The 23,633-nt window shown below is 58.5% G+C and carries 23 protein-coding genes; 13 read left to right on the top strand and 10 right to left on the bottom strand.

Annotation, left to right across the window (positions count from 1 at the left end; translation table 11 throughout):
• Positions 1–260 precede the first annotated feature (260 nt).
• The 3 genes from NW839_RS09425 to NW839_RS09415 are packed head-to-tail and all read left to right on the top strand — an operon-like array spanning position 261 to position 1,133.
• Positions 261–479, top strand: coding sequence for a hypothetical protein (locus NW839_RS09425; protein ID WP_414351859.1), 219 nt, complete (start codon positions 261–263; stop codon positions 477–479).
• Positions 480–483: 4 nt separating this feature from the next.
• Positions 484–858 carry a cadmium resistance transporter gene (locus NW839_RS09420; RefSeq protein WP_414351860.1) on the top strand — a complete coding sequence of 125 codons (375 nt, stop codon included), beginning with the start codon at positions 484–486 and terminating at the stop codon, positions 856–858.
• A complete protein-coding gene (locus NW839_RS09415; protein ID WP_414351861.1) occupies positions 858–1,133 on the top strand; it encodes a cadmium resistance transporter in 276 nt (91 codons plus the stop codon). The genes NW839_RS09420 and NW839_RS09415 overlap by 1 nt, the downstream gene beginning before the upstream one ends.
• A 49-nt stretch (positions 1,134–1,182) precedes the next feature.
• Here NW839_RS09415 and NW839_RS09410 read toward each other — a convergent pair whose 3' ends face one another.
• The 3 genes from NW839_RS09410 to murC form a co-directional block, all read right to left on the bottom strand.
• Positions 1,183–1,449 carry a hypothetical protein gene (locus tag NW839_RS09410; protein WP_414329076.1) on the bottom strand — a complete coding sequence of 89 codons (267 nt, stop codon included), beginning with the start codon at positions 1,447–1,449 and terminating at the stop codon, positions 1,183–1,185.
• A gap of 119 nt (positions 1,450–1,568) precedes the next feature.
• Positions 1,569–2,555 carry a UDP-N-acetylmuramate dehydrogenase gene (murB, locus tag NW839_RS09405; protein WP_414351862.1) on the bottom strand — a complete coding sequence of 329 codons (987 nt, stop codon included), beginning with the start codon at positions 2,553–2,555 and terminating at the stop codon, positions 1,569–1,571.
• A 61-nt stretch (positions 2,556–2,616) separates the two neighbouring features.
• Positions 2,617–4,053, bottom strand: coding sequence for a UDP-N-acetylmuramate--L-alanine ligase (gene murC, locus NW839_RS09400; protein ID WP_414351911.1), 1,437 nt, complete (start codon positions 4,051–4,053; stop codon positions 2,617–2,619).
• Positions 4,054–4,386: 333 nt separating this feature from the next.
• Here murC and NW839_RS09395 point away from each other — a divergent pair, with 333 nt between their 5' ends.
• From NW839_RS09395 to NW839_RS09385, 3 genes are all read left to right on the top strand, one after another.
• Positions 4,387–5,538 (top strand): ABC exporter membrane fusion protein, encoded by a 1,152-nt coding sequence (locus NW839_RS09395; protein ID WP_414329074.1) that lies wholly within the window; start codon positions 4,387–4,389, stop codon positions 5,536–5,538.
• A gap of 9 nt (positions 5,539–5,547) precedes the next feature.
• Complete coding sequence (gene devC, locus NW839_RS09390; RefSeq protein WP_011433169.1) at positions 5,548–6,732, top strand: ABC transporter permease DevC; 1,185 nt, start codon at positions 5,548–5,550, stop codon at positions 6,730–6,732.
• A gap of 225 nt (positions 6,733–6,957) precedes the next feature.
• Positions 6,958–7,695 (top strand): DevA family ABC transporter ATP-binding protein, encoded by a 738-nt coding sequence (locus NW839_RS09385; RefSeq protein ID WP_414351864.1) that lies wholly within the window; start codon positions 6,958–6,960, stop codon positions 7,693–7,695.
• Here the strand turns inward: NW839_RS09385 and NW839_RS09380 are convergent.
• The 4 genes from NW839_RS09380 to hisG all read right to left on the bottom strand — a co-directional run bounded on the left by NW839_RS09380 (position 7,692) and on the right by hisG (position 11,927).
• Complete coding sequence (locus NW839_RS09380) at positions 7,692–8,663, bottom strand: GDP-L-fucose synthase family protein (RefSeq protein ID WP_041436472.1); 972 nt, start codon at positions 8,661–8,663, stop codon at positions 7,692–7,694. The genes NW839_RS09385 and NW839_RS09380 overlap by 4 nt on opposite strands.
• 97 nt (positions 8,664–8,760) lie before the next feature.
• Positions 8,761–9,945: an NAD(P)/FAD-dependent oxidoreductase gene (locus NW839_RS09375; RefSeq protein ID WP_414351866.1), complete on the bottom strand. Its 1,185-nt coding sequence runs from the start codon at positions 9,943–9,945 to the stop codon at positions 8,761–8,763.
• Between the two features lie 371 nt (positions 9,946–10,316).
• Positions 10,317–11,111 (bottom strand): photosystem II manganese-stabilizing polypeptide, encoded by a 795-nt coding sequence (locus tag NW839_RS09370; RefSeq protein WP_414351867.1) that lies wholly within the window; start codon positions 11,109–11,111, stop codon positions 10,317–10,319.
• Between the two features lie 108 nt (positions 11,112–11,219).
• Complete coding sequence (gene hisG, locus NW839_RS09365; protein WP_011433162.1) at positions 11,220–11,927, bottom strand: ATP phosphoribosyltransferase; 708 nt, start codon at positions 11,925–11,927, stop codon at positions 11,220–11,222.
• A gap of 322 nt (positions 11,928–12,249) precedes the next feature.
• On the opposite strand from hisG, the gene NW839_RS09360 reads away from it, so the two are divergent.
• The 3 genes from NW839_RS09360 to NW839_RS09350 all read left to right on the top strand — a co-directional run bounded on the left by NW839_RS09360 (position 12,250) and on the right by NW839_RS09350 (position 14,901).
• Positions 12,250–13,371, top strand: coding sequence for a sugar phosphate nucleotidyltransferase (locus tag NW839_RS09360; protein WP_414329069.1), 1,122 nt, complete (start codon positions 12,250–12,252; stop codon positions 13,369–13,371).
• Complete coding sequence (locus tag NW839_RS09355; protein WP_414342665.1) at positions 13,349–14,095, top strand: GvpL/GvpF family gas vesicle protein; 747 nt, start codon at positions 13,349–13,351, stop codon at positions 14,093–14,095. The genes NW839_RS09360 and NW839_RS09355 overlap by 23 nt, the downstream gene beginning before the upstream one ends.
• A gap of 143 nt (positions 14,096–14,238) precedes the next feature.
• Positions 14,239–14,901 carry a hypothetical protein gene (locus NW839_RS09350; RefSeq protein ID WP_414351869.1) on the top strand — a complete coding sequence of 221 codons (663 nt, stop codon included), beginning with the start codon at positions 14,239–14,241 and terminating at the stop codon, positions 14,899–14,901.
• Positions 14,902–14,989: 88 nt separating this feature from the next.
• On the opposite strand, the gene NW839_RS09345 is transcribed toward NW839_RS09350, so the two are convergent.
• The gene (locus NW839_RS09345; protein ID WP_414351871.1) at positions 14,990–15,232 is read right to left on the bottom strand and encodes a hypothetical protein; all 243 of its coding nucleotides are present in this window, start codon (positions 15,230–15,232) and stop codon (positions 14,990–14,992) included.
• A 170-nt stretch (positions 15,233–15,402) separates the two neighbouring features.
• Here NW839_RS09345 and pyk point away from each other — a divergent pair, with 170 nt between their 5' ends.
• From pyk to dnaN, 4 genes are all read left to right on the top strand, one after another.
• Positions 15,403–17,262: a pyruvate kinase gene (gene pyk / locus NW839_RS09340; RefSeq protein ID WP_414342660.1), complete on the top strand. Its 1,860-nt coding sequence runs from the start codon at positions 15,403–15,405 to the stop codon at positions 17,260–17,262.
• Positions 17,263–17,400: 138 nt separating this feature from the next.
• Entirely contained in the window at positions 17,401–17,631 is a 231-nt protein-coding gene (locus NW839_RS09335) for a DUF4327 family protein (protein WP_414342658.1), read from the top strand.
• A gap of 151 nt (positions 17,632–17,782) precedes the next feature.
• Complete coding sequence (locus NW839_RS09330; protein WP_414351872.1) at positions 17,783–20,065, top strand: RelA/SpoT family protein; 2,283 nt, start codon at positions 17,783–17,785, stop codon at positions 20,063–20,065.
• 716 nt (positions 20,066–20,781) lie between these two features.
• Positions 20,782–22,182 (top strand): DNA polymerase III subunit beta, encoded by a 1,401-nt coding sequence (gene dnaN / locus NW839_RS09325; protein WP_414351874.1) that lies wholly within the window; start codon positions 20,782–20,784, stop codon positions 22,180–22,182.
• A gap of 219 nt (positions 22,183–22,401) precedes the next feature.
• Here the strand turns inward: dnaN and NW839_RS09320 are convergent, their stop codons facing one another.
• Both NW839_RS09320 and queG read right to left on the bottom strand, forming a co-directional pair.
• Positions 22,402–22,593, bottom strand: coding sequence for a hypothetical protein (locus NW839_RS09320; RefSeq protein WP_414380595.1), 192 nt, complete (start codon positions 22,591–22,593; stop codon positions 22,402–22,404).
• Between the two features lie 26 nt (positions 22,594–22,619).
• Positions 22,620–23,633, bottom strand: coding sequence for a tRNA epoxyqueuosine(34) reductase QueG (queG, locus tag NW839_RS09315; protein WP_414351876.1), 1,014 nt, complete (start codon positions 23,631–23,633; stop codon positions 22,620–22,622).

Raw genomic sequence — 23,633 nt, 5'->3', positions numbered from 1 at the left:
GTCCAATTTAGCGGCTTGCGACTGGGACACCTTGAGCTTGCAGGAGATGGTCAGGATTTGGCTCATAAGTCCATTGTACTTCATCAAAGCGCATTCCTCCCGGCAGTGACCCTACGGGTACAGTGCGGGGCTCCTGCGCTAGTAAGCTGATTTTGGGGTTTATGCTGTCTCCCCTTTCCTGGTGGAATGACTTGTTTTTCAACCTGCCGATTGCCTATGGGTTTGGCTACCTGTGTAGCCTGTGGTAGCCACAGTGGTTTTTGGGCGGAACCCTCGTGGGGTACTGGCTCTCCAACTTGATGGGCATTCTCATGATGCAGTTTGGCGCTACGGATGTCGTCGAGAAAGGCGAGAAACCCCGCAATATGAAACGCGATCTCTTGATTGGGCTGGCTTCTTCTACCGCCTATACTTCGGCAATTGTTGGGCTGCTTCAGTTTCACCTCGTCGATATCAGCGCCATCTTCCCCATTTCTTAACCCTATGCCGCTGGCAATTTTCTGGGCAACTTTAGTCGAAGGGATCCTCGCTTTTGTTGCCACCCATATCGACGACTTTTTCTTGCTGGTTCTGTTGTTTGCCCAGGCGCAGCTGCAACCCCTGTGGAAGGGCTGGCACATTTGGCTGGGAGGCTACTTGGGCTTGGCAGGGTTGATCCTGCTCAGCTCTCTGGGATACCTGGGGGGCCTGCTGTTGCCGCCACCTGCGATTGGGCTGCTGGGGTTGATCCCGATTGCGGTAGGCGGTTGGAAATTGTGGCAACCTGAGCTGGAAGAAGCCCTGGAAGAAGAGCTGGAAGAACTGCAAGAGCGCCCAACCCAAAAGGCTTGGTCAGTTTTTTGCCCCCACCAGCCCTGATGTCCATGCTCCTCACCTTTGCCAATGGTGGAGATAATGTCAGCCTGTACGTTCCTCTGTTTGCCGGCAGCACCCCTCTCCGGTTGGCCCTTTTTTCCACGATCTTTTTTCTGATGAAGGGATTGTGGTTTGCAATGGCTCAAAAACTGACGATGCAGCCTGCAGTGGCGAAGGTTTTAACGGAACGGACAGAACACTGGGTGCCCTGGATTCTGGTGGGTTTGGGGGTGTGGATCCTGTTCAAAAATGAGACTTGGAGATGGCTTTTGTCTTAGACTCTGGCCGGGATTTGTTCGTGATAGCGGGACGGGATTCTTTCGAGTTCTAGTCGTTGTGTCGGTCTAGAGAGGGATCCCAGTCCAGATCTTCGTGGCGGTGCTCCCGTTCCCAGCGATGCACCCAGTCCCAGATGCGATAGTGCTGCTCGGCGGTGAGTTGCTTGGGATCCTGGGCCAAAGCGGCAGCCTCTTCCGGGGTGAGCAAAGCAGCCAGGCTGCCGATCTCCACCAAATAGCGGCGTTCTTCCGCAGTGGTGTGGGACTGATTGAGCCGTTGAATTAAACGACGTAAGGTGGCTGCATCTTGACTCATAAGCCGATAGGAAAGAATCGACGAGCATCTAAGCTGGTAAGAACAGTTTAAGAGCAGAATCATCGAAATTATCAAAGTCATCAAAAGAAAGCAGGCCAAATTGCCCAGCCGATGCTCTTCTAATCCTCAAAGGATCCCAGAATGCGCACTTCCGGCTCCAAAAGCACCGACCATTGTTGATAGACCTTTTCCTGGGCCAAGCGAATCAAGCGGTAAATGTCCTTGGCACTCGCCTGATGGCAATTGAGGATGAAGTTGGCATGGCGCTCTGAAATTTGGGCCCCACCGATGCGGTACCCCTTCAAGCCGACCTGCTCGATTAGCCAGCCGGCAGGGTGAGACTCTGGGTTGCGAAAGACGCTGCCACAACTGGGCAAATGATAGGGCTGAGAGCTTAGGCGTTGGTTGAGGTAGCGCTGGGTTTCCCACTGCACCTGGGACGGATCCCTGCTTGGGATCAACTGCAGCGTCGCTCCTGTCACCGTCCAGGGGGAGTCCTGTAGGCGAGAGCGGCGATAGCCAAATTGCAGATCGGCAGGTTCTAGGCGGCAGGGCTCTTGTTCCTCGTCCAAAATCTGCACTTCCACCAGCACATCCGCCATGGCGCGTCCGTGGGCACCCGCATTCATCACCACGGCTCCCCCCAGGGTGCCCGGGATCCCGATGGCCCACTCCAAACCGCTCCAGCCTTGCTTGGCGGCTGCCCGCGCCAGATTGACCAAAGGCTCTCCGGCAGCGGCCCAAATTCTCCCCCCTTCTAGCAGTTGGATCCCGCGCAAACGGCGAGTGCCGATCACCAGCCCCTTCAACCCGGCATCGCTGATGAGCAGATTGCTGCCTGCCCCCAGCAGCGTCGTGGGGATCCCTTCTGCTCGCGCCCAAGCCAAACACTGCTGCAGCTCCAGATGGCTACGGGGCTCACAATACCACTCCGCTTTGCCGCCCACGCGAAAGGTGGTCAGAGGAGCCAACGGGATCCCCGATTGAATTCGTCCAGATAGCAGAGCCGCCGGCCCGCGGGGGAGAAGCCTGTCTTCAGCGGTAAGACTTGCCGCCTCAGACTCACAGGAACCGTCCCGCTGAGGCACCACCGGAGCCGTCGTCATGATTCAATACCTCAGAAGCAGCTATCTTTTCAGCTGAAGTTTGGATTTTTGGCTTTCCTTTTCAGCTGAAGTTTGGATTTTTGGCTTGCCCAGGCTGTTCCCTCACCTGAGCCGCATATGCCCGCATCGTAGCGATTATCTGCTGATTTAGGTCCCCTGCGCCCAAAAAAACGGCGAGATCTCCAGGCTGCAGGACGGACGGCAACACCTCCGGCAATTGCGGCAAAGACGACACATAGCGCACATGGGGATGGTGCTCCGCCACCGCCACGGCCAAGCGCAAGCTGTCGGAACCCTCAGGCGCCGGCTCTCCCGCTCCATACGTAGGCACGATCACCACCACGTCCGCCTCCCCAAAGCAGCGGGCAAAATCCTGGAACAAGGCAGCCAAACGGCTGTGGCGATGAGGTTGAAACACGGCCACCACCCGCCGCTGTTGCAGACGGGCTGCCTGCAGGGTGGCTCGAATCTCGCTGGGATGGTGGGCATAGTCGTCGATAAAGGTGACTCCACCCACTTCCCCCTTGTGCTCAAAGCGGCGATGCGCCCCCCGAAATTGCGCCAAAGCTGAGGCAATCACCGCAAACTCCAAGCCCAACTGTCGCCCAACGGCAACCGCCGCCAGGGCATTGCTGAGGTTGTGGGATCCCAACACCTGTAGGCGAAGCTGTCCGAGGAGGGATCCCTTTTCCCAGATCTCAGCGCAGGTGGAATTGGCAGTGTAGAGGATCTGACGGGCTTGGTACTGGGCTTGGGGATGACCGGTCAGGCTGTAGCCCACATCCACCCTCAGGTGAGCCGCCACGTTGGGACAGTCCAGACAGGCCACCAGGGTTTGGCTTTGCTGCCCATACTGTTGAAAAGCCCGGATCACCTGCCCCAAATCGGCGTAGTGATCGGGGTGATCCAGCTCAATGTTGGTGATCACCCCAATCTTGGGATAGAGCCGCACCAGGGATCCATCCGACTCATCCACCTCGGCCACCCAATACTCCCCCTTGCCCAGACGGGCATTGCCATCCCAGGCATCCACTTCCCCGCCGATAATCAAGGTGGGATCCCAGCCCGCCGAGAGCAACACATAGCCGATCATGCTGCTGGTGGTGGTTTTGCCGTGAGTGCCGGCCACCCCAATGCCAGAGCGACGGTTAAACAGAGCCGCCAACAAGTCTGCCCGGTGCCAAACCGTCAATCCTTTGCCCAGGGCAGCGGCCAATTCTGGATTGGTGGGGCGAATGGCGCTGGAATAGACCACCTGGGGATCCCCGACCAACCCCTCCAAGCTGTGGCCCTGAAAGAAGCGCACCCCCAAAGCTTCCAGGCGGCGGGTACGGCCATTGGCGACAATGTCGGATCCGGAAACGCGAAACCCTTGTTTAGCCAGGATATAGGCCAGGGCCGACATCCCCACTCCACCAATGCCCACAAAGTGATAGGTGGAAAGCAAGGGATCTAGGGGATCCAAATGCAGGGGCGGAGGCTGAGACCGAACCGGCAACGGCGGGATGGGATCCCCTCCTCCAACTGTTTCCACCATCGCAACTCCACCCCACTCCTAAAACCGCCACACTCCAAAAAAAGGACTGCGTTCTGCTGACTACAAACAGGTTCGAACAGGCCACATCATATCAGGAATCCCCAGAGCTAGGTAGGCTGCGCCCCACCGGTTGCCGTGATCTGCCGGCACCTTGGGGAACCCACAGGGGGTGAAAATACGGTGAGCACAAGCAACACAGAATACAGCTGGACATTTTCATCCCAAAAACTTTACACTTATTTAAGAAAAAGAGGCGGCGTTTGTCGTCTGCAAAGCCACAGCGGGTAAAAGGCCATGAACCCACGAGCGCTTTGGTCGCTGGCAGGAGTCGGGCTGCTTGGTTGTGCCGGTCTGGCATGGCTGGGATTGAGCCAACAGGGAGCCACACAGTCGGTATCGGGAAGTGCAGAGGCAACGGTGGAAATGCGGCTGCCTCCGCAAGTTGGTGCTTTGGGTCGCCTGGAGCCGGAGGGGGAAGTGCTGCGCATTGCCGGTTCCCCCGGAGAACGGCTGGGAGAGCTGCTGGTGGCCGAGGGGGATCGCGTGGTGGCAGGCCAAGTGCTAGCCCGCTTGGAAAGCTACGCCGAGCGGTTGGCGGAGCGAGAGTACGCTGCCGCCCAACTTCAAGAGGCCCGCGCCCGGTTGCAGGCCGAGACCCGTTTCAGTCAGGCCCAAATCCAAGAGGCACGCACCCGCCTCAGCCGTCTGGACGAGCCGCAACAGATGCAAATCCGCTCCCAGGAAGCGGTGGTGGAACGTATCCGGGCAGAACTGGCCGATGCCGAGGCCAATCTGGCCCGCTTTCAGGAGCTCTGGCAGGAAGGAGCAATCTCGCAACAAGAGCTGGATCAACGCCGGCTGCTGGTGCGGCAACGACAGGAGGACTTGCGGGCTGCCGAAGCCACCCTGAGCCAACTGCGCCTGGCCCGTGAGCGGGATCTGCTCAATGCCCAAGCCCAAGTCCAAGCTGCCGAGGCGGGACTGAGTCTGGCCCAAGCCCAAGTCCAACTGGGATCCCTGGCCCGCAATCTGGAACTGGCAGAAGCTCGCCTAGAGCGCACCCTCATCCGCGCTCCCCGTGCTGGACAGGTGCTCAAGATCCACACCCGCCCTGGAGAGGTCATCCCCGCCGGCGAGGGCATTCTCGAGCTGGGCAACACTGACCAAATGATGGTGGTGGCCGAGGTCTACGAAACAGACATCTTGCGGGTTCGGCCAGGCCAGCAGGCCACCATTAGCAACCGCGCTCTGCCAGAAACCCTGCAGGGCCGAGTGGAGCGGGTAGGCCTGCAGATTGGCAAGAAAGATGTGCTCAACACCGACCCAGCTGCCGATGTGGATGCCCGTGTAGTAGAGGTGTATATCCGCCTGGATCCGGAGAGCAGCGCCCGCGTGGCTGGCCTGACCAACCTGCAGGTGAATGTGGCCATCGATGTCGAGGGGTAGGCTCAGCCCATGTACAGCCTGTTCAGTGTGGCTTTTATCGCCCATCGGATCCCGTTGGCCTGGCTGCAGTTGACGCGGGAGAAGATCCGCCTGCTGGTGGCCCTGGCGGGCATTGCCTTTGCTTGCATCTTGATGTTCATGCAGTTGGGCTTCCAAGACAGCCTGCTGGAAAGTGCCATCCGCTTCCACGTGGCCCTGAAGGGAGAGATCTTCCTGGTCAGCCCTCAGTCCAACGCCCTGATTGCCATGAACACCTTCTCCCAGCGGCGACTCTATCAGGCTTTGGGCTTTGAGGGGGTGCGGGCCATCTCGCCTGTCTATGTGGGCTTTGCCCTCTGGAAAAACCCAGAGACCCGCCGTACCCGCAGCATTTTTGTGGTAGGAGTGGATCCCTCGGCTGATCTGTTGGACTTGCCGGAACTGACGCCGGACAAGCTGGAAGAGATCAAAAAGGCGGACGTGGTGCTTTTTGACCGCCGCTCCCGCAGCGAGTTTGGCCCCATCCCAGAGTGGTTTGAGTCCGGGCGAGAGGTGGTTACTGAGGTGGGAAACCGCCGCGTCCAGGTGGGGGGCCTGTTTGAGATGGGGGCCACCTTTGGAGCCGACGGCACCATTCTCACCAGCGATCTCAATTTCCTGCGCATTTTTCCGCAGCGGGGGCGCGGCCTAGTGGATATCGGCGTGGTGCAACTCCAGCCGGGTGTGGATCCGGATCCCTTGGTGCGGCAGATGCGGGCTTTGCTGCCGGAAGATGTGCGGGTGCTCTCACGGGCGGAGTTTATCGATATGGAGCAAACCTACTGGGAAGAGGGCACAGCCATCGGCTTTATTTTCGGCCTGGGGGTGGGCATGGGCTTTATTGTCGGCATTGTGATTGTCTATCAAATTCTCTACACCGATGTGTCGGATCACCTGGCGGAATATGCCACTCTCAAAGCCATGGGCTATACCGATACCTACCTGCTGGGGGTGGTATTTCAGGAGGCGCTCCTGCTGGCCGGCTTGGGGTACATTCCTGCCTTTGCCCTGTCGGTTTTGCTCTACGATTTGACGGCCAATGCCACGTTGCTGCCTATTGCCATGACCTTCAACCGGGCAGTGCTGGTGCTGGGGCTGGCGGTGAGCATGTGTTTCATCTCAGGAGCGATTGCCGTGCGACGGCTGCGGGCAGCCGATCCTGCCGACATTTTCTAGAGTTTTGGCTGTGGGCAGGGCGCCGGGGCGTTGGTAAGTCAATAGTCTGCCAAAGGGGATCGGATGGATGGTGAAGGGTTTGAGCTAGGCTGTCTAAAAACTTCTGGGATCCTCATCAACGCTCTCCGGCCAAAGGTTTCTAAATGGTCTCATCTCAACGCTCCAAATGACGGCCTAAGTGGTCAATGAGTTGTCAACGCAAAGTTTTGAGATTTTGAGTTTCCTATGCTGACTCCTCTTCTCGATCAAGCTGCCCTTGCTTCTGCCCAGAATGCCGTTGAGCCAGTGGTGAAAGCCGAAGGTGTAAACCACTATTTCGGCGAGGGATCCCTGCGCAAGCAGATTCTCTTCGACATTAGCTTTGCCCTGCAGCCAGGGGAGATCGTGCTGCTGACTGGCCCTTCCGGCTCCGGCAAAACCACCCTGCTGACGCTGCTGGGGGCCTTGCGCTCGGTGCAGGAGGGCAGCTTGCGGGTGTTGGGACAGGAGCTGCGGGGAGCTCAGCCCAGTACTCTCATTCAAATCCGCCGCCAGGTCGGGTACATTTTCCAGGCCCATAACCTGCTGCGATCCCTGACGGCAGCCCAAAACGTGCGCATGGCCCTGGAGCTGCACAACGGCCTCTCTCCTCAGGAAGCCCAGCAGCGAGCGGAAGCAATGCTGGCGGCGGTGGGCCTGGGGGGTCGCGTCCACTACTACCCGGAACAGCTTTCCGGCGGACAAAAGCAGCGGGTGGCCATTGCCCGCGCCTTGGTTAGCCATCCCAAGCTGGTGCTGGCGGACGAGCCCACGGCAGCCCTAGATAGTAAGTCGGGCCGCGAGGTGGTGACCCTGATGGAGAAGCTGGCGCGGGAGCAGGGCTGCACCATCCTCATGGTGACCCACGACAACCGCATCCTGGACATCGCGGATCGGGTGCTGCACATGGAGGATGGCCGGCTGGAGAGCCAAGGGGTTGCCTAGCTTTGCCCAGAGCAGGCGTGGCGGCGGTACCAGTCGATGGTGCGCTGCAGCCCTTCCCGCAAGCCGACTTTGGCCACAAAACCCATCCTCTCTCGGGCCTTGGAGACATCCAGACAGCGGCGGGGTTGGCCATTGGGCTTGTCCGTTTGCCAGCGGATCTCTCCCCGGAACTCCATCAGCTCGCAGATGAGGGCAATCAGATCCCGGATGGAGATCTCTTCACCGGTGCCCAGGTTCAAGGGATCCGCCCCGTCGTAAAGCTGGGTGGCCATGACAATGCCGCGGGCCGCATCTTCAGCGTAGAAAAACTCGCGGGTGGGGCTGCCATCCCCCCACACTTCGACGTAGTTTTGGCCCCGTTGCTGCGCTTCGTGCACTTTGCGGATCAAGGCTGGGATGACGTGGGAGCTTTCGGGGTCGAAGTTGTCCATGGGGCCGTAGAGGTTCACCGGCAGGAGGTAGATGCCGTTGAAGCCGTACTGCTGCCGGTAGGCCTGCAGCTGCACCAGCAGGGCTTTCTTGGCGATGCCGTAGGGGGCGTTGGTCTCCTCTGGGTAGCCGTTCCAGAGATCCTCTTCCTTGAAGGGAACGGGGGTGAACTTGGGATAGGCGCAGATGGTGCCCACGCAGACAAACTTCTCCACCCCGGCCAGGTAGGCGGCGTGGATGAGCTGGGATCCCATGATGAGGTTGTCGTAGAAGAGTTCTGCCGGCTTGGCTTGGTTGAGGCCGATGCCACCCACGTGGGCGGCCAAATGGATGACGATATCTTGCCCTTGCACCACCTCTTGGCAGACTTCCCAACGGCGCAGATCCTGGGTGCGGGAGCGCGGGATGCGCACCTGCTCCGGCTTTACCCCCAGCACCTGCAACTGTTGCAGCACATGTTTGCCCAAAAAGCCGCTGCCCCCTGTGAGCAAAATGCGCTTCTGGCTGAGATCGACGGAGCTGGGCAAGCTGTTGGGCATAGATCCGACGCAGAGAACTTCCGGCTTTCATTATGCTGCAGACGGGATAGCCGTATTCCAGACTTGTTGGCGATGGTCATCGAGAATAGGCAAGGCATCAACTCAAAACCTGGGCAAACCGCGCCGGCGACAGAGCAGGGATCCATTCATCCGCTTGTCCATAGGCTTGTTGGGCGAAGCGACGGGCCAAAGCGGGCAGGATGGGCAGGGGATTGCTGAAGCCGGAAAACAGTTGTAAGCCTTCCCAGCCGGGCAGGGATCCCACCAGAGGCTGGTGATCAGCGCTGAAGGCCACCAAGCAGTGATACCACCGTCCAGGCAGGTGGGCCAACTTGGGCAGGTAGCGACCGGCTTGTGCCCGGATCTGGGCTTCGCTGGCGGCTGCATCCACCTCGGCATGGGGATCCGTCAATACCCGGCTGATCTGGCCCATGCGAATGCTGCCATCTACAAATTGCAGGATCCCGGCATCCAGAATCGGCGGGCAAAGCTCGTGCCCTGGCTCGTCCCAAAGGGGATCCCGATCGGGATGGGCGGCTTGTCGTTCCAGTTCCAAGCGTTGCACGGGCACGCTCATCACCAACGCTTTCAATTGCAAATCCGAGGGCTCCAGCTCCAGGGATTCGGCATGGGTGTAGTAGATGGGCACCCGGATTCCCGCTTGGCGCAACAGAGCCCGTGTCCAGCCGCCGGCGCACACCACCACCTGGCCTGCTCCGTAGCAGTCGGCTCCGGACTCTACGCCCGTGATGCGCGCTCCCTGCCGCCGCAGGGCCGTTGCTGTTGCGATCAAGAGGGATCCCCCCAATCGTTGAAAGGCTTTTTGAAAGGCCAGCGCCGTCAACAAGGGGTTGATGTGGCCATGCCGAGCCCAGAGGACTACTTCCAGAGCGGCCGGATCCAGCAGCGGCTCCAGCTCGCAGGCTGCCGCCACCGAAATCCGCCGGGGTGGGATGCGACAGTCGGCCAGATCCGCCTCAACGGCCTCTGCATCGTAGCCGGGGGCAATGGGCATGAGCAGATCCAGCTCGCGAAATTGAATATCTGCCTCCAGCTCTTCTGACAGGGTGCGGTAGCGTTGGATCCCTTCTTCCCCCAGAGCTTTGAGCAGCGGCGTTTTGCCCGCCCAATGGGCCAAGCCCCCGTAGCTGTAGCGGGTTGCTCCGTTCAGCACTCCATCTTTCTCCATCAGCAGAACGGATCCCCCCTGGCGGGCCAGTTCATAGCTTAGGGCTGCCCCGGTAATCCCACCGCCGATCAGAATCCAGTCGTAGTTGGCCATCACTTCCCTCTTTGCCCTGAACCTCATCTTGCGGCAAAGTGGCTCAGTTTGGGGTAGCGAGCGCAGCAGAACTCGGATCCGCACTGGTGGCGGTACTGGCTGAAGCGGAACTCACAAAGGGCTTCCTTGAGTCCAGATTGAGAGTCCCCTTGGGTCCAGAGTCAACATAAAAGGCAGGTTAGTGGCATCCATCGGCCATCTGCAAATGAACCTGTGGCGGCATCTGGCCCAGACTTTATCGCTGCACACTTCCCCAACAGGCAAAAGGGGCCAACCTGGACAGAGAACATAGCCAACAGAAACGGGCGGAGATCTCCGGGATCCCTGCCCATCCTGGTTTGAGGCGGGTTATTCTCTGCCCTCAGGCGCTTTCAAGACTCTCCCGCCAGGCGGGCGTAAAACAGGCCTTGAATGCGAACAGTGTGGGGTTTCATCGCCCCTTGCTCGGTGCTGGAAGGCTGAATGCTAACAAAGGATCCCGCCATTTCGCCAGTGCTGGGATCCACGCGAGCAATCCGCAGGGACATTTTCCCCTGGGAAACCTCGTCCACCTTGCGGTTGGTGGCAAAATCATCTTTGGCAGCCTGTAGACCTACCGCAGTGTCGTAGCCGGTGTTGGATCCCCGCCCGCGCGGGTCGAGGAAGGTGCTGCTGTGATAGCCGGGCACCAAGAACTCCCCTTCAAAATCGGTCGAAGGGTCAATGGCGGAGCCCTGGGCAGTGGCGACCAAGTCTTTCACGCTAAACAGAAACGGCACCAGCTCGCGGCGGGGCATTTGGCCGGTGGTCGGCTGAAAGGTGATCCCATCCACCACTTTGAGCTCCAGCGCACCGTCTTTGGGAGTCACCTCAGCTTTAATCGGCCCCAGAGTGGCCGCTGAGATCATGATGTTTTTGGCCTTGATGAACTCTTTCTCGCCGTTCCGCTTTTCCTCTTCCACCTCAATTTGCACCGGCTGGAAGCAGACATCCGTCAGCTTCAGGGATCCCCCCCTAGGCACTTCGATACGGCCCCGGGCGTTGTCCGAGACCGAAGGGCAAATGGCGGCCTTGCCGGTGTTGCGGATCTGGTCATAGGTCAGCGGCGCCTTGGCAGCCTTAGCCGGAACAGCAAAGACGCTCAAACAAAGCGCCAACAGGATGGCGAGCAGTGGACGGTACCGCATAATCAACCTCGAAAAACCTTTTTTGAATCTGAACGCTGCTGGGGGAAATAAGCCCGAATGCCCCCATTGTACGCAATCGTGATCCCCCTCAGAGGAAGTGCCTCAAAATTAGCCACCCACCAACAGGGATCCCAGCCAGCGTTCCCGAATCTGGGTGATCAACTCGCGGATAGGCTGTTGGTTGACACGGTAGCTGATGGGATGGGCAATCAGGCGAGCTGTACTCTCGAATAGGCAGTCTCGCTCAATCAGGCCGTTTTCCCTCAGGGTGCGCCCTGTGGCTACCAAGTCGACGATGGCATCGGCCATGCCGGTGAGGGGGGCCAACTCCACCGAACCATAGAGAGAGATAAGCTCCACCGGCAAATCCAGGCGGTCAAAATACTCCCGGGCGCAGCCGACAAACTTAGAAGCCACGCGGGCATGAGCAGGCAACTGAGCTGCCGAGTGGTAGGGGCTATCTTGGGGAAGGGCCACCGACATGCGACAGTGGCCAAATTGGAGATCCAACAGGTGGGCCACCCGCGCTTCGGTGCCGGCATAGCGCTCCCGCAAGACGTCGTAGCCGACAATGCCCAACTGCGCCTGCCCGTACTCCACGTACACCGGCACATCGTGAGTGCGCACCAGCAGCGCTTCGTAGCGTTGTCCGTTCAGCCGGGTGGGGGATTCAATCCGCAGCAGGCGATTGCCGGGATCCAAAAAACGGCTGAAATCGATCCCCACCTGCTGCAGGCATTGAATGGCCTCAGGCAGCAAGGCCCCCTTGGCCAGGGCAATCGTGATGGGTGGGCTGTCGGGACGGCCATCCAGCATCTTTTTCAGGATCTACTACATTTGTTCTGATACATCCGTCTGAATCTTGGGCCAGGAGCAATCAATGTAAGAATGCTGGGATCCCCGTCTGCCGGGTGGAACTCTCAGGAGAGACGGGGCAAAACGAGGGGCTCAGGGGAAACCCTTGGCGAAATGCCCAGAGGCGGGCGGGTTCTCCCAGAAGAGCAGACCCCCTCGATTGTAGGGGATCGGAATCCCAGCAGCGATTCCCCAGCCTCTTGAAAGCCCCGCCGGTTCTCTGGAATGCCGATCCTGGGATGATAAAGTCAGAGCACGGTTAGCCCGGAGGAGTGACGACGGCATGAAAGCCATGATCCTGGCAGCAGGCAAAGGCACGCGGGTACGGCCCATCACCTACATGATGCCGAAGCCGATGATCCCCATTTTGCACAAGCCTGTCATGGAATTTTTGGTGGAGCTGCTGCGGGAACACGGCTTCGACCAGATCATGGTCAACACCAGCCACTTGGCCCACCAAATCGAAGACTACTTTCGAGATGGGCAGCAATGGGGGGTTCACATCGGCTTTTCCTTCGAAGGCCATTTTGAGAACGGCCAGCCGGTGGCCGAACCTCTGGGCTCCGCTGGCGGTATGCGCAAGATCCAGGATTTCTCCGGATTTTTCGACAGCACCTTTGTGGTGCTCTGTGGGGATGCCCTGATCGACCTGAACCTCACGCAGATCGTCAACTTCCACAAATCCAAGGGAGCGCTGGCCACTGTGGTCCTGCGGCAGGTGGATCCCAGCCAGGTCTCCAGCTATGGGGTGGTAGTCACCGACGAGACGGGTCGCATCACTGCTTTCCAAGAAAAGCCTAGGCGGGAAGAGGCCCTCGGCCACACCATCAACACCGGCATCTATGTTTTCGAGCCGGAAGTGTTCGACTACATTCCCCCTGGCTGCCCCTACGACATCGGCAGCGATCTCTTCCCGGCCTTGGTGAAAGCGGGTGCCCCCTTTTATGGGATCACGGCTGACTTTCAGTGGGTGGACATTGGCCGCACCCACGACTACTGGCTGGCGGTGCAAAAAGTGCTGCGCGGCGAGATCAAGGGAGTCAAGGTGCCCGGGATCCAGATTCAACCCGGCGTATGGACGGGGATCAACATCCGCGCCAACTGGGATCGCATCCACATCGAGCCACCGGTCTACATCGGGGCCAGCAGCTATTTGGCGGACGGGGTCAAACTCATCGGCCCCACGGCAATTGGCTACGGATGTGTGTTGAATGAAGGGTGTACGCTGGATGGCAGCTTGATTTTTAACTACACCCAGATTGCGGCAGGCGTGACCCTACGCCACCAGATGGTGATGGGTCGCTACTGCATTTCCTCGGATGGCAATGCCATCGACACCGAAGAGTCCAACCTCACGTGGCTGATCGGAGATGCCCGCAGCAATGCCAACGGCAAATCCCCATAGCGCCCTCTACCTCTACGGGATCGTCGCTGCCCCTGGCCCGCGTCATCTGAGTGTGGTGGGGCTGGACAAGCAGCCGGTGCAGGTTCATGGGCTGGGATCCCTGGCCTTCTTGTACTCCCAGGCTCGACAGGAGCGCTACCTGGCCAGCCGGGCCAACTTGCTCGCCCATGAGGCCGTGCTGGAAAAAGTGATGAACGAGGGACACCGGGCTCTGCTGCCTCTGCAATTTGGCCTGGTGGTGAGCGGCTGGGAGCAGGTGGAACGGGACTTGGTGCAGCCCCGCTTGGCGGATCTGCTGGCTCTGCTGGAGCGCCTGGAGGGCAAGCGGGAGGTGGGAGTCAAAGTCTTCTGGGATCCCGAGCAGGAGCTCAAGCTGGGGCTAGAGGAAAACCCTGCCCTCAAAGCTCGGCGAGACGAAATGGCCGGCGCTCCTCTGGGGCTGGACGCGGTAGTCGAGATCGGACGGGCTCTGGAGCAGCTCTTAGAGGAGCGACGTCAGCGCATTGCCCAGACCTTTACAGCAGCCCTCAGCCCCTTGGCCAGCGACCGCGTAGAAGGAGATCTGCTCACCGAAAACATGGCCTACAACGGCTCGTTTTTGATCAATTGGGAAGATGAGCCGGTTTTTGCCCAAAAAGTAGAGGAGCTAGACCAGACCTTCCAGGGGCGGCTGCGCATTCGCTACAACAACTTCACCGCTCCCTACAATTTCGTCAAACTTTGACACACTCAGCTGTATTGGGTCACTTCTCTACAAAAGACAAGAGGAGACCGCTCGGCTGAATGGTCGAAGGCAGGGATCCTTTTGGAAATCTGCTCAGGTATTGTGGGGATGGGCACTGCAGTGGCTAAGCCGAGGGAGACGGTATGGAGTGGCTTATTTTTATCCTGTTTTTAGCTCTGGCGGTCGGGATGTTAGCCCTGGCCTTTTATCAAGACAAGAAACGTCGAGAAGCTCTGGAGCGGGTAGCTGCACAGCTAGGAATGCGCTTTTCTGCCCAGTTGCCTGAAGAGATTCGATCTCGCTTGTTGCAAGCAGGCTTTGGACTGTTTGAACGAGGCCATGGGCGGCGTTTCTATAATTCGATGTCCAAGCGGCTGATCGATGGCACTGAGATTACCGTTTTTGATTACCAATACACCCGCGGCAGGGGCAAGAGTTCTAGCACTTATCGCCAGTCCGTCTTCTACGCCTATCACGAGGATCTTCATCTGCCCCGTTTTCGGCTGCACCCCGAAAATGCCCTTTTCCATGGCATCGCCAAAGCTTTTGGCATGCAAGATATCAATTTCGAGAGCCACCCTAAGTTCTCCCGGAGCTATCTCTTGCGAGGAGAGAATGAAGCCCAAGTTCGGCTGCGGTTCCATCCTGGCGTCCTTGGTTTTTGGGAGCAGCATCCCAACTATTGCGCCGAAGGAGCTGGCGCCCACCTCATTCTCTGGCAGAATGACCGACAGGTGAATCCCGAAGAGATAGCAAAATGGATGCGCTTGGGGGAAGAGTTGACTCAACGGCTGCGGCGTATGTAGTAGCAGAGCCTACGGCCCCCCGCCGCGAACGGTCAACCTCGGCCTAAACCTCACCCCAAGAGGGTGCGCTGCAATCTCAAGAACCTCTCTACTGAGCGCCGAGGGCCGCCAACAAATCATCTGCCAACAACACCGCCGTATAGACCAAAGCCTGTCGTTGCTCAGGAGACAAATCGCCAACAGGAGTCTGGGGATTGCTCACGATACCCTGCAGTACTCTGCTGGCTATGTATTCCCGCTTGGAAACCCCTGGGCTGGAGATGGTGGGGTTGTCGAGAGAGAACTTCTGATGGTGCTCGAAGGGGAAGGCGTATTCGGGGGCAACCGGCATCGCTCGACTCCAGATGGATCTCTACACTCTGCTTTGCCTATTTTCCCATCCTCTCTCGCTGGGGATTTTAAAAAAGCGGTGCCTCAAAAAAGACATAACGGGTTATCGTAATCAGAGAGATCCCTATGTGGGGGAAGGATCTGGGCTGCTCTCCCTTGGGAACAGTGGACATGCATTTGAGGGATTCTTTTCGACGCACCAAAATTGTTGCCACCATCGGCCCTGCCAGCTCAAATCCAGCCATTCTCAGGGAGATGATCCTGCAAGGGGCAACCACCCTTCGCCTGAACTTCTCCCATGGGGATCACGAGCTACACCGCCGCAGCATTCGCCTGATCCGCCAAACCGCGATGGATCTGGGCATCCAGGTCGCCATTTTGCAAGACCTGCAGGGGCCCAAAATCCGCCTGGGCAAGTTCGCCGAAGGCTCGATCACCCTCAAGGCAGGGGATCCCTTTGTGTTGACCAGCAAACCTGTCTTGGGATCCCAAGAGCGCAGCTGGGTCACCTACGACAAGCTGGCCCAAGAAGTGCCCGAAGGAGCGACGATCCTCATCGACGACGGTCGAGTGGAGATGCGGGTGGAAGCCGTGGATCCGGAAGCGGGCGAACTCTTCTGCCGCACCATTGTCGGGGGTACCCTCTCCAACAACAAGGGGGTCAATTTCCCCGGTGTGCGCCTGAGCATCCGCGCCGTGACCCCAAAGGATAAAGAAGATCTCTACTTCGGCCTCAACCAAGGGGTGGATTGGGTGGCCCTCAGCTTTGTGCGGGATCCCTCTGATGTGCTGGAGCTGCGGGAGCTCATCGCCTCTGCCAAACGGCCTTCTTCGGGCTCAGCCGACAAGCGGGTACCCATCATCGTCAAGATCGAGAAACACGAGGCCATTGAACAGCTGCCCCAGATTTTGGCCCTCAGCGACGGTGTGATGGTGGCGCGGGGAGATCTGGGGGTAGAGCTGCCTGCGGAAGAGGTGCCGATCCTGCAGAAGCGGGTGATCGCCCTGGCCAACTCCCTGGGGATCCCGGTAATTACGGCCACCCAAATGCTGGACAGCATGGTGCACAGCCCCCGACCCACCCGTGCCGAGATCTCCGATGTGGCCAACGCCATTTTGGATGGCACCGATGCCGTCATGCTCTCCAACGAGACGGCTGTGGGCAAATACCCTGTCGAGGCCGTTGCCACCATGGCCCGCATTGCCGTGCGCACCGAGCGCGATTACTTTGACCTGACCTCCGCCGACCGACGACAACGCCTTCGCGCCCTTGCCATGCAGGAGCTGAGCCAAAACAACGGCAACAGTCCTGCTGGAATGCGGCCCAAAACCCTGATCACCGACTCGATCAGCCGCGCCGTGGGGGAGATCGCCCAAGAGTTGGATGCTGTAGCCGTGATGACCCTGACCAAAACAGGGGCTACTGCTCGCAATGTCTCTAAGTTTCGCCCCCGCACTCCCATCCTAGCCGTAACCCCCCATGTGGAAGTGGCACGGCGGCTGCAGTTGGTTTGGGGGGTACATCCGCTGTTGGTTATGGATTTGGCCACCACCCGCCAGACCTTTCAAGCGGCCATCAGCTTGGCTCAGGAAGATGGCTTGCTCAAGGATGGCGACTTGGTGGTGCTCAGTGCAGGAACCCTGCCAGGCGTTGCGGGATCCACCGATCTGATCAAGGTGGATGTGGTGAAAGCGGTGGTGGCTCAAGGCAAAGGGTTTGGCAAAGGCATTGTCAGCGGCCCGGCCCGCATCTTGAGATCCAGCCTCGATGCCGGCAAAATCACCGCCGGAGACATTTTGGTTGCCCAATCCACCGACGCCAACTATGTGGAGGCCATCAAACAGGCAGCCGGCGTGATTACCGAAGAAGAGGGAGCCTCCTCTCATGCGGCGGTCATTGGCCTGCGGCTGGGGGTGCCGGTGCTGGTGGGGGTCAAGGATGCTACCCGCTTAATCCGGGATGGATCTATCGTCACTCTGAACCCAGAAAAAGGCATAGTGACCGCAGGAGCCGATGGCTTGGGCTTTTAAGCGGGCCTTAAGGTTGCCTGCAATACAAACTTGTATCTCTTGCTACGAAACGAGACCCAGTTCTATGATGGGGGTAGCGAGGCAAGATTTTCCCTGACCCTTCGGTGCGTCCCATCCATTCCACGTGTAGGTTAAGCTATGCCCACTTTACAAGCCACCCACTATGCGGTTGAGGCCATCCAGGAGGAAGCTCGTCGCCTCATTCAGCAGGGGGTCTTACGCCGCTCTGCAGCCATTGCCCACCTGCAACCCTTTTTCCCGCAGCGGGAGTGGCAGGCGATTGCCCAAGAGCTGGAGTTGCAAGACTACTGCCCCTCGGATCCCCTCTGCGATTTGATCGGCAACTGCGAGGAGTGGAGCGAAGACTAAGCCTCGATCTGCCGAGGATGGCAAGCGGTCGGCGTTGGCAGACAGCCAATGCCTCTTTTTATTCCAGCCGTTTTTTCCTCCTCTAATCTGTCGGCGGCTAAGCTGGATGAACTATAGTCAGTAATTAAACATCCCTTTTCGCCGGGTTCGCATGGGTCAGACGGCTGTCATTGCCACCTCAGATAGAGGTCTCGACCTGAATAGCCTCGGTTTTGAGGTGCCAGGGTGGCTGCGTGCTCTGCTTTCCGGTGCCGAGGATCCCGGCGATGGGTTGCGGCCCTACACGGCTGAAGAAGCCGATCTGCTGCGCCGTGCCTTTGAGTTTTCTTACTGTTTGCATCAGGGCCAAAAACGCAAATCGGGGGATCCCTACATTGCCCATCCGGTAGCCGTGGCCACTCTCCTGCGGGAGCTGGGGGGAGATGCGGTGACGGTGGCAGCGGGCCTTTTGCACGATGTTATTGAGGATACAGAAGTTACCCCAGAAGCCCTGGAAGCTGAATTCGGCTCTGAAGTTCGCCTACTGGTAGAAGGAGTTACCAAACTCTCTAAGTTCAATTTCTCCAGCAAAACCGAGCAGCAAGCGGAAAATTTCCGCCGCATGTTTGTGGCCATGGCCAAAGATATTCGAGTCATCGTGGTCAAGCTGGCGGATCGCTTACACAACATGCGCACGCTGCAGTATCTCTCCCCCAGTAAGCAACGGCAAATTGCAGCCGAAACCATGGAAATTTTCGCCCCTTTGGCCAACCGGCTGGGGATCTGGCATTTCAAATGGGAACTGGAAGACTTGGCTTTTAAGTATCTGGACTACGAGGCTTACCGGAAGATTCAGGAATTGGTCAACGCCAAGCGCGCCGAGCGAGAGGCCGAGATCCAAGCTTTTATCGAAGAGCTGCGGCAGAACCTTCTTCAAGCGGGACTAGAACGCTTTGAGATCAGCGGACGGCCCAAACATTTGTACAGCATCTATCGCAAGATGCAGCAGCAGCACAAAGAATTTCACGAGATTTACGATCTCTCGGCAGTGCGGGTAATCGTGCATACCAACAGCGAGTGCTATCGGGTGCTGGCAGTCGTTCACAACTGCTTTCGCCCCATCCCTGGGCGTTTCAAAGACTACATTGGCTTGCCCAAGGCCAATCGTTACCAATCTTTGCATACGGCAGTGATCGGCCTACAGGGACGACCGGTGGAGGTGCAGATTCGTACCGAAGAGATGCACCGCGTGGCTGAGTACGGGATCGCCGCCCACTGGAAGTACAAGGAGGCCGGCAGCACCACTGTCAAGCCCGACGAGGAGCGCTTCACCTGGCTGCGACAGCTGTTGGAGTGGCAAAACGACCTCAAAGATGACAAGGAGTATCTGGACACCCTTCGCGAGAACCTGTTTGAGAGCGAGGTTTACGTCTTTACGCCCAAGGGGGACTTGCTGGCTCTGCCCCAGGGATCCTGTCCGGTGGACTTCGCCTATCGCATCCACTCCGAAGTTGGGGATCACTGTGCGGGGGCGCGGGTGAACAACAAGATCGTGCCCCTGGATACCCGCCTGCGCAACGGCGACATTGTGCAGATCATTACCCACAAGAATGCCCATCCCAGCCTGGACTGGATCAATTTCGTTGCCACCAGCTCTGCCCGCAATCGCATTCGCCAATGGTTTAAGCGCTCAAATCGTGAGCAAAACATCGCGCGGGGCCGGCATTTGCTGGAGCGGGAGCTGGGCAAAACGGGCTTTGATGCCCTGCTCAAATCAGAGCGGATGCAGAAGGTGGCCGAAAAGCTCAACTACGCCAGTGTAGAGGATTTGTTAGCCGCTCTGGGTTATGGTGAGACAACCCCCACGCTGGTGATCCATCGGCTGCAGGAGGTCAGCAGGCCGGCAGTATCTGCTCCCACAGAGGAGGAATCGCTTGAGGGATCCAAGCTGTTGTTGCCACGGGCTTCTGCGGCTCCCAGTTCTATCAAATCCCAATCTCCCATTCTGGGGGTGGAGGGTCTGAAACACCAGTTGGCCAAGTGTTGTAATCCGCTGCCGGGGGATCCGATCTTGGGTGTGGTCACCCGCTTTAAGGGTATTAGTATCCACCATCAGGACTGTCCACGGGTGGCTCAGGTTTCGGGGGAACGGCTGGTGCCGGTACGATGGAACGAAGAGCAACTGCGGCAGAGCGCCCAGATCTACCCGGTAGAACTGCATCTGGAGGTTATCGACCGCGTTGGGGTGCTGCGGGACATTCTTTCCCGTCTATCGGATCAAGGCATTAATGTTCGCAATGCTAAGGTACAAACTTTTGCCAACCGCACCGCCCTGATCGATCTCTGTATCGATGTACGTGATAAGAAACAGCTCACCCAGGTTCAAAGTCAACTGCGCCAGCTTTCTGACGTGATCGTGCTGCGCTCCCGCCATCACCAAAACGGATCCCGTTGACCTACGCCTGGCCCTTCGCGGGTACGGACTCTAGACCGCATCCCTATTGCGACTCGCTCCTGCAGCAGCCCAATTTTGGGTCAGGCGCTGTCCCATCCTCATCCTGACCTCCTTTGCCGCTTCTGGTGCGCAGAGCGCTTTCCCGCTCCTCTGGGGTCTTGCCAAAAATCCCGTGTCAGCTCACAGGTGGCCAGGCAAGGCCGACAAGCCCAGAGCAATATCCCAGGCTTTCTTCGACAGCCTGTGGAAAACCTGGGGAAATCCAGCGAAGCCCGCCCAAGCTCCGATGGAGTTCCTGGCCATATCTAGGGGGAGGACTCACTACATTACGGGATCCTACACTGACTGTGTGTTAATTTTTATGAATTTGTCAGGAAATCACAACATTAGCCTGTGGAAAACCTGTGGAAAAACCTGAAAAATTTGTGGAAAACCTGTGGAAAAACCCCCCAAGTTATTAACAGGTATAAATACTCTGTGGAAAAGTGGCCAAGTTATCCACAGTTTTTCCACAGGTGGGGAATAAGCTCAAAAGCTCATGGCGCAAGGTGTTGACGATCACTTTCCACAGTTTCCACAGCCCCTACTACTACTAGATCAAAAAATTAAATTAGGCAGGGATCGAAATTTCAGATCTGTCCTACGCGCGAGGCAAATTTTCCAAAACTCGACCGCAAGGGGAGGGATCCAGTCGGGGCAGCCGGTGTAGGATGTGCATGTTCAGCCCTCAAGTGCCCCTGATGGTGCAAGCTCAGCGTCCTGTGGATCGAGAATCGGAAACCGAGTCGTTCGCGCCGGTGTTGCGCAGCAGCAAGACTGCAGCTCCCTATCGTGGGGAGAGCCGCTTTAACGAAGCTGTTGACGCGCCGCTGGAGGGTTTTAGCTTCACCTGCGAGCAAGCCGATCTCAGCCACCACCTCACTTCCGTTGGACGGGCTGTGGCCAGCCGCCCCGCCCTGCCCGTTTTGGCCAACGTGTTGGTAGAGGTCGATGCGGAAACTCAACGGGTTGCCCTCACTGCCTTTGACTTGAACTTGTGCATTCGCAGCGAGTTCGAGGCTCAGGTCAGGGGATCCGGTCGCACCACCCTGCCGGCCAAGCTGCTCAGCGACATCGTCAGCCGTCTGCCCAGCGGCCCAGTGACTCTTGACGCGAGCAGCCAAGCCCAGGAGAGTGCCCCTGTGATTCTCATGTCGGCAGCCGGCCAGTACCAAGTGCGCAGCATGTCGGCTGAAGAGTACCCCACCCTACCGGAAATACTGCTCTGCACCGCCGACGCAGATGGCGATTTTGTGGGGGAGGAAAGCCCAACAGCTCAGGCCCTGGAGCTGCCCATCGAGAGCCTGTTGCAAGGGATCGGCCAAACCCTTTTTGCGGCCTCTGGAGATGAGACCAAGCAGGTGCTCACAGGGGTGCATGTCAAGCTCTTGGCGGGGGATCCCCCTTGCCTGGAGTTTGCAGCCACCGATGGGCACCGTCTGGCGATGGTGCAGGTGGAGGCCGAAGGGATCCCGGTTGCTTCGGCTCATGGGGAAATAGGGTTGGATTTCACCATTCCCGCTCGCACTTTGCGAGAGGTGGAGCGCATCCTCGGCACCCAGACCGCGGCCTCTACGGTGGAATTGCGGTTTGACCGATCCCAGGTGCAGTTTGTGCTGCCTCCTCGCGCCAGCAAAACGCAGTGCCAACAGCGGATCACCAGCCGCCTTTTGGAGGGCCAATATCCCGACTACAACCGCCTGATTCCCAGGCAATTTGAGCGGCAGATAACCCTGGAGCGTCGGCCTTTGATTGAGTCGCTGGAACGGGTGGGAGTACTTGCTGCCCAAAGAAACGACATCGTCAAGTTCAATCTTTCTGCCGCAACCCAAACCCTGCGCATCAGCACCGAGGCGCCCGATGTGGGCAGTGGCGAGGAATCTTTGCCGGTGCAGATGTCTGGTCCTGACCTGGAGCTGGCCTTCAATGTGCGTTACCTGCTGGATGCCCTCAGGGTGTTTCATACGCAGCAGGTGAGCCTGGAGCTAAACGGCGCCACGCAGCCGGCCATCTGGAAGCCCCTTGGGGCAATGCGGCTCTGTTATTTGGTTATGCCGGTGCAGCTACGGGCTACCTAGTCTTAGGAGAGCTCCACCCAGCTCTAGTCCAAAACTCTCAAGGTCATCTCAGTACAAATCTATCAGTACAAATCTACAGTTGTTTGCATTGTCCCCTCTCCCAGAGGGAAAGGAGCCAGGGATGGTCGCGGAAGCGGCGCCGAGCGTTCAGGGAGTGTCCTAATCTAGCTTGAAATGACCGTGTTTTAGGTGGGGCTACTGTGTTTGAGTCGATCCAGCTCAAACAAAGCGGTGGGTAAACTCCTGCACCAAGTCCACACGTCCTTTGCGCAAAACCGCTCCTACGAGAGCAAGACCATGGCGGCCCAGCACTGTGGCCTCAGAAAGAGGGTAGGGCATGTATGTTAGCTTGCGTCCCTGGCCCAGAGACAATAGCCCCACCATTTTCTGGCGCCGGCCTCGAGGCCGCAAGATCCTGCTAGGAAAGCGTATCCAAGTTAAGTAGAGGGGGCTTCCAAATCGTTGCTGCCAGCTGCAGAGCTGGAATTGCCTTCCAGGGCTGCTTGGGCGTTGCGGCGCAGGCGGTGGGCCTTGAGCCGGCGCAAGGCAGAGGCGGGAAACTTCTGGTCGAATTCCCCATCTTCCATCTGGGCCAGTTCTTGGAGATCGGGGGCAACGTTCCAAGGGTAAGGCTGAAAATCCGGGATCCGGCTGGGTTGGGCAAAGCGTTGGTTCCAAGGGCAGACCTCTTGGCAAATGTCGCAGCCAGCCACCCAGTTGTGCAGGTTTTGGGCAATTTCTGCAGGGATCCGCTCAGCGTGGCTTTCTAGGGTGTGATAGGCGATGCAGCGGCGGGAATCCACCACCCCCGGACTGACGATGGCCTGAGTGGGGCAAGCCTCTAGGCAGCGGGTGCAGGTGCCGCAGTGGGTGGCGTGGGGCTGGTCAGGAACCAGCTTAAGGGTGGTCAGGATGACCCCCAGAAAAATCCAGGAGCCGTACTCGCGGGTGAGCAACAGGCTGTTTTTGCCGATCCAACCCAAGCCCGCCTGCATGGCCCAGGGCTTTTCCGCAACCGGGCCGGTATCGACATAGCATCGACCGCGGTAGTTCGGAAATTGCGCTTGCATCCAGAGGTGGAGCTGCTTCAGCCGCCGTCCCAACACGCGGTGATAATCTCGCCCCCAGGCGTAGCGGGAGATCTTGCCCTTGCCGGGATCCTGGCTGTGGCGGATGGGGGTGTAGTAATTCAAAGCCACACAGACCAACGACTGCACCCCCGGCAGCACTTGCTTTGGATCCATTCGCCTAGGATCCGCCATCCAGGCCATGTCGGCGGCCATGTCGGCGGCCATGCCCGCAGCCAGCCAAGCTTGCAGGCCCCGCAAGTCGGGGGGATCCTCTATGCTGGCAATGCCGACTTTGTCAAAACCCAGGGCCAGGGCCTGTCGTTTCACCTGCGCAGTGGCTCTGGACCAGTCGACCTCTGAACCCGCAGGGATCCCTGCCAT

It is taken from the genome of Synechococcus sp. R5-15 (assembly GCF_047462035.1).
Taxonomy (GTDB): Bacteria; Cyanobacteriota; Cyanobacteriia; order Thermostichales; family Thermostichaceae; genus Thermostichus.
This window is presented reverse-complemented; position numbering and strand designations above follow the sequence as displayed.

Bases quoted from the DNA above. Each gene is read 5' to 3' on its own strand.
- NW839_RS09420 (WP_414351860.1), top strand. From the start codon at position 484: ATGCCGCTGGCAATTTTCTGGGCAACTTTAGTCGAAGGGATCCTCGCT.
- NW839_RS09415 (WP_414351861.1), top strand. From the start codon at position 858: ATGTCCATGCTCCTCACCTTTGCCAATGGTGGAGATAATGTCAGCCTG.
- NW839_RS09410 (WP_414329076.1), bottom strand. From the start codon at position 1,449: ATGAGTCAAGATGCAGCCACCTTACGTCGTTTAATTCAACGGCTCAAT.
- murB (WP_414351862.1), bottom strand. From the start codon at position 2,555: ATGACGACGGCTCCGGTGGTGCCTCAGCGGGACGGTTCCTGTGAGTCT.
- NW839_RS09395 (WP_414329074.1), top strand. From the start codon at position 4,387: ATGAACCCACGAGCGCTTTGGTCGCTGGCAGGAGTCGGGCTGCTTGGT.
- devC (WP_011433169.1), top strand. From the start codon at position 5,548: ATGTACAGCCTGTTCAGTGTGGCTTTTATCGCCCATCGGATCCCGTTG.
- NW839_RS09385 (WP_414351864.1), top strand. From the start codon at position 6,958: ATGCTGACTCCTCTTCTCGATCAAGCTGCCCTTGCTTCTGCCCAGAAT.
- NW839_RS09380 (WP_041436472.1), bottom strand. From the start codon at position 8,663: ATGCCCAACAGCTTGCCCAGCTCCGTCGATCTCAGCCAGAAGCGCATT.
- NW839_RS09375 (WP_414351866.1), bottom strand. From the start codon at position 9,945: ATGGCCAACTACGACTGGATTCTGATCGGCGGTGGGATTACCGGGGCA.
- NW839_RS09370 (WP_414351867.1), bottom strand. From the start codon at position 11,111: ATGCGGTACCGTCCACTGCTCGCCATCCTGTTGGCGCTTTGTTTGAGC.
- hisG (WP_011433162.1), bottom strand. From the start codon at position 11,927: ATGCTGGATGGCCGTCCCGACAGCCCACCCATCACGATTGCCCTGGCC.
- NW839_RS09360 (WP_414329069.1), top strand. From the start codon at position 12,250: ATGAAAGCCATGATCCTGGCAGCAGGCAAAGGCACGCGGGTACGGCCC.
- NW839_RS09355 (WP_414342665.1), top strand. From the start codon at position 13,349: ATGCCAACGGCAAATCCCCATAGCGCCCTCTACCTCTACGGGATCGTC.
- NW839_RS09350 (WP_414351869.1), top strand. From the start codon at position 14,239: ATGGAGTGGCTTATTTTTATCCTGTTTTTAGCTCTGGCGGTCGGGATG.
- NW839_RS09345 (WP_414351871.1), bottom strand. From the start codon at position 15,232: ATGCCGGTTGCCCCCGAATACGCCTTCCCCTTCGAGCACCATCAGAAG.
- pyk (WP_414342660.1), top strand. From the start codon at position 15,403: ATGCATTTGAGGGATTCTTTTCGACGCACCAAAATTGTTGCCACCATC.
- NW839_RS09335 (WP_414342658.1), top strand. From the start codon at position 17,401: ATGCCCACTTTACAAGCCACCCACTATGCGGTTGAGGCCATCCAGGAG.
- NW839_RS09330 (WP_414351872.1), top strand. From the start codon at position 17,783: ATGGGTCAGACGGCTGTCATTGCCACCTCAGATAGAGGTCTCGACCTG.
- dnaN (WP_414351874.1), top strand. From the start codon at position 20,782: ATGTTCAGCCCTCAAGTGCCCCTGATGGTGCAAGCTCAGCGTCCTGTG.
- queG (WP_414351876.1), bottom strand. From the start codon at position 23,633: ATGGCAGGGATCCCTGCGGGTTCAGAGGTCGACTGGTCCAGAGCCACT.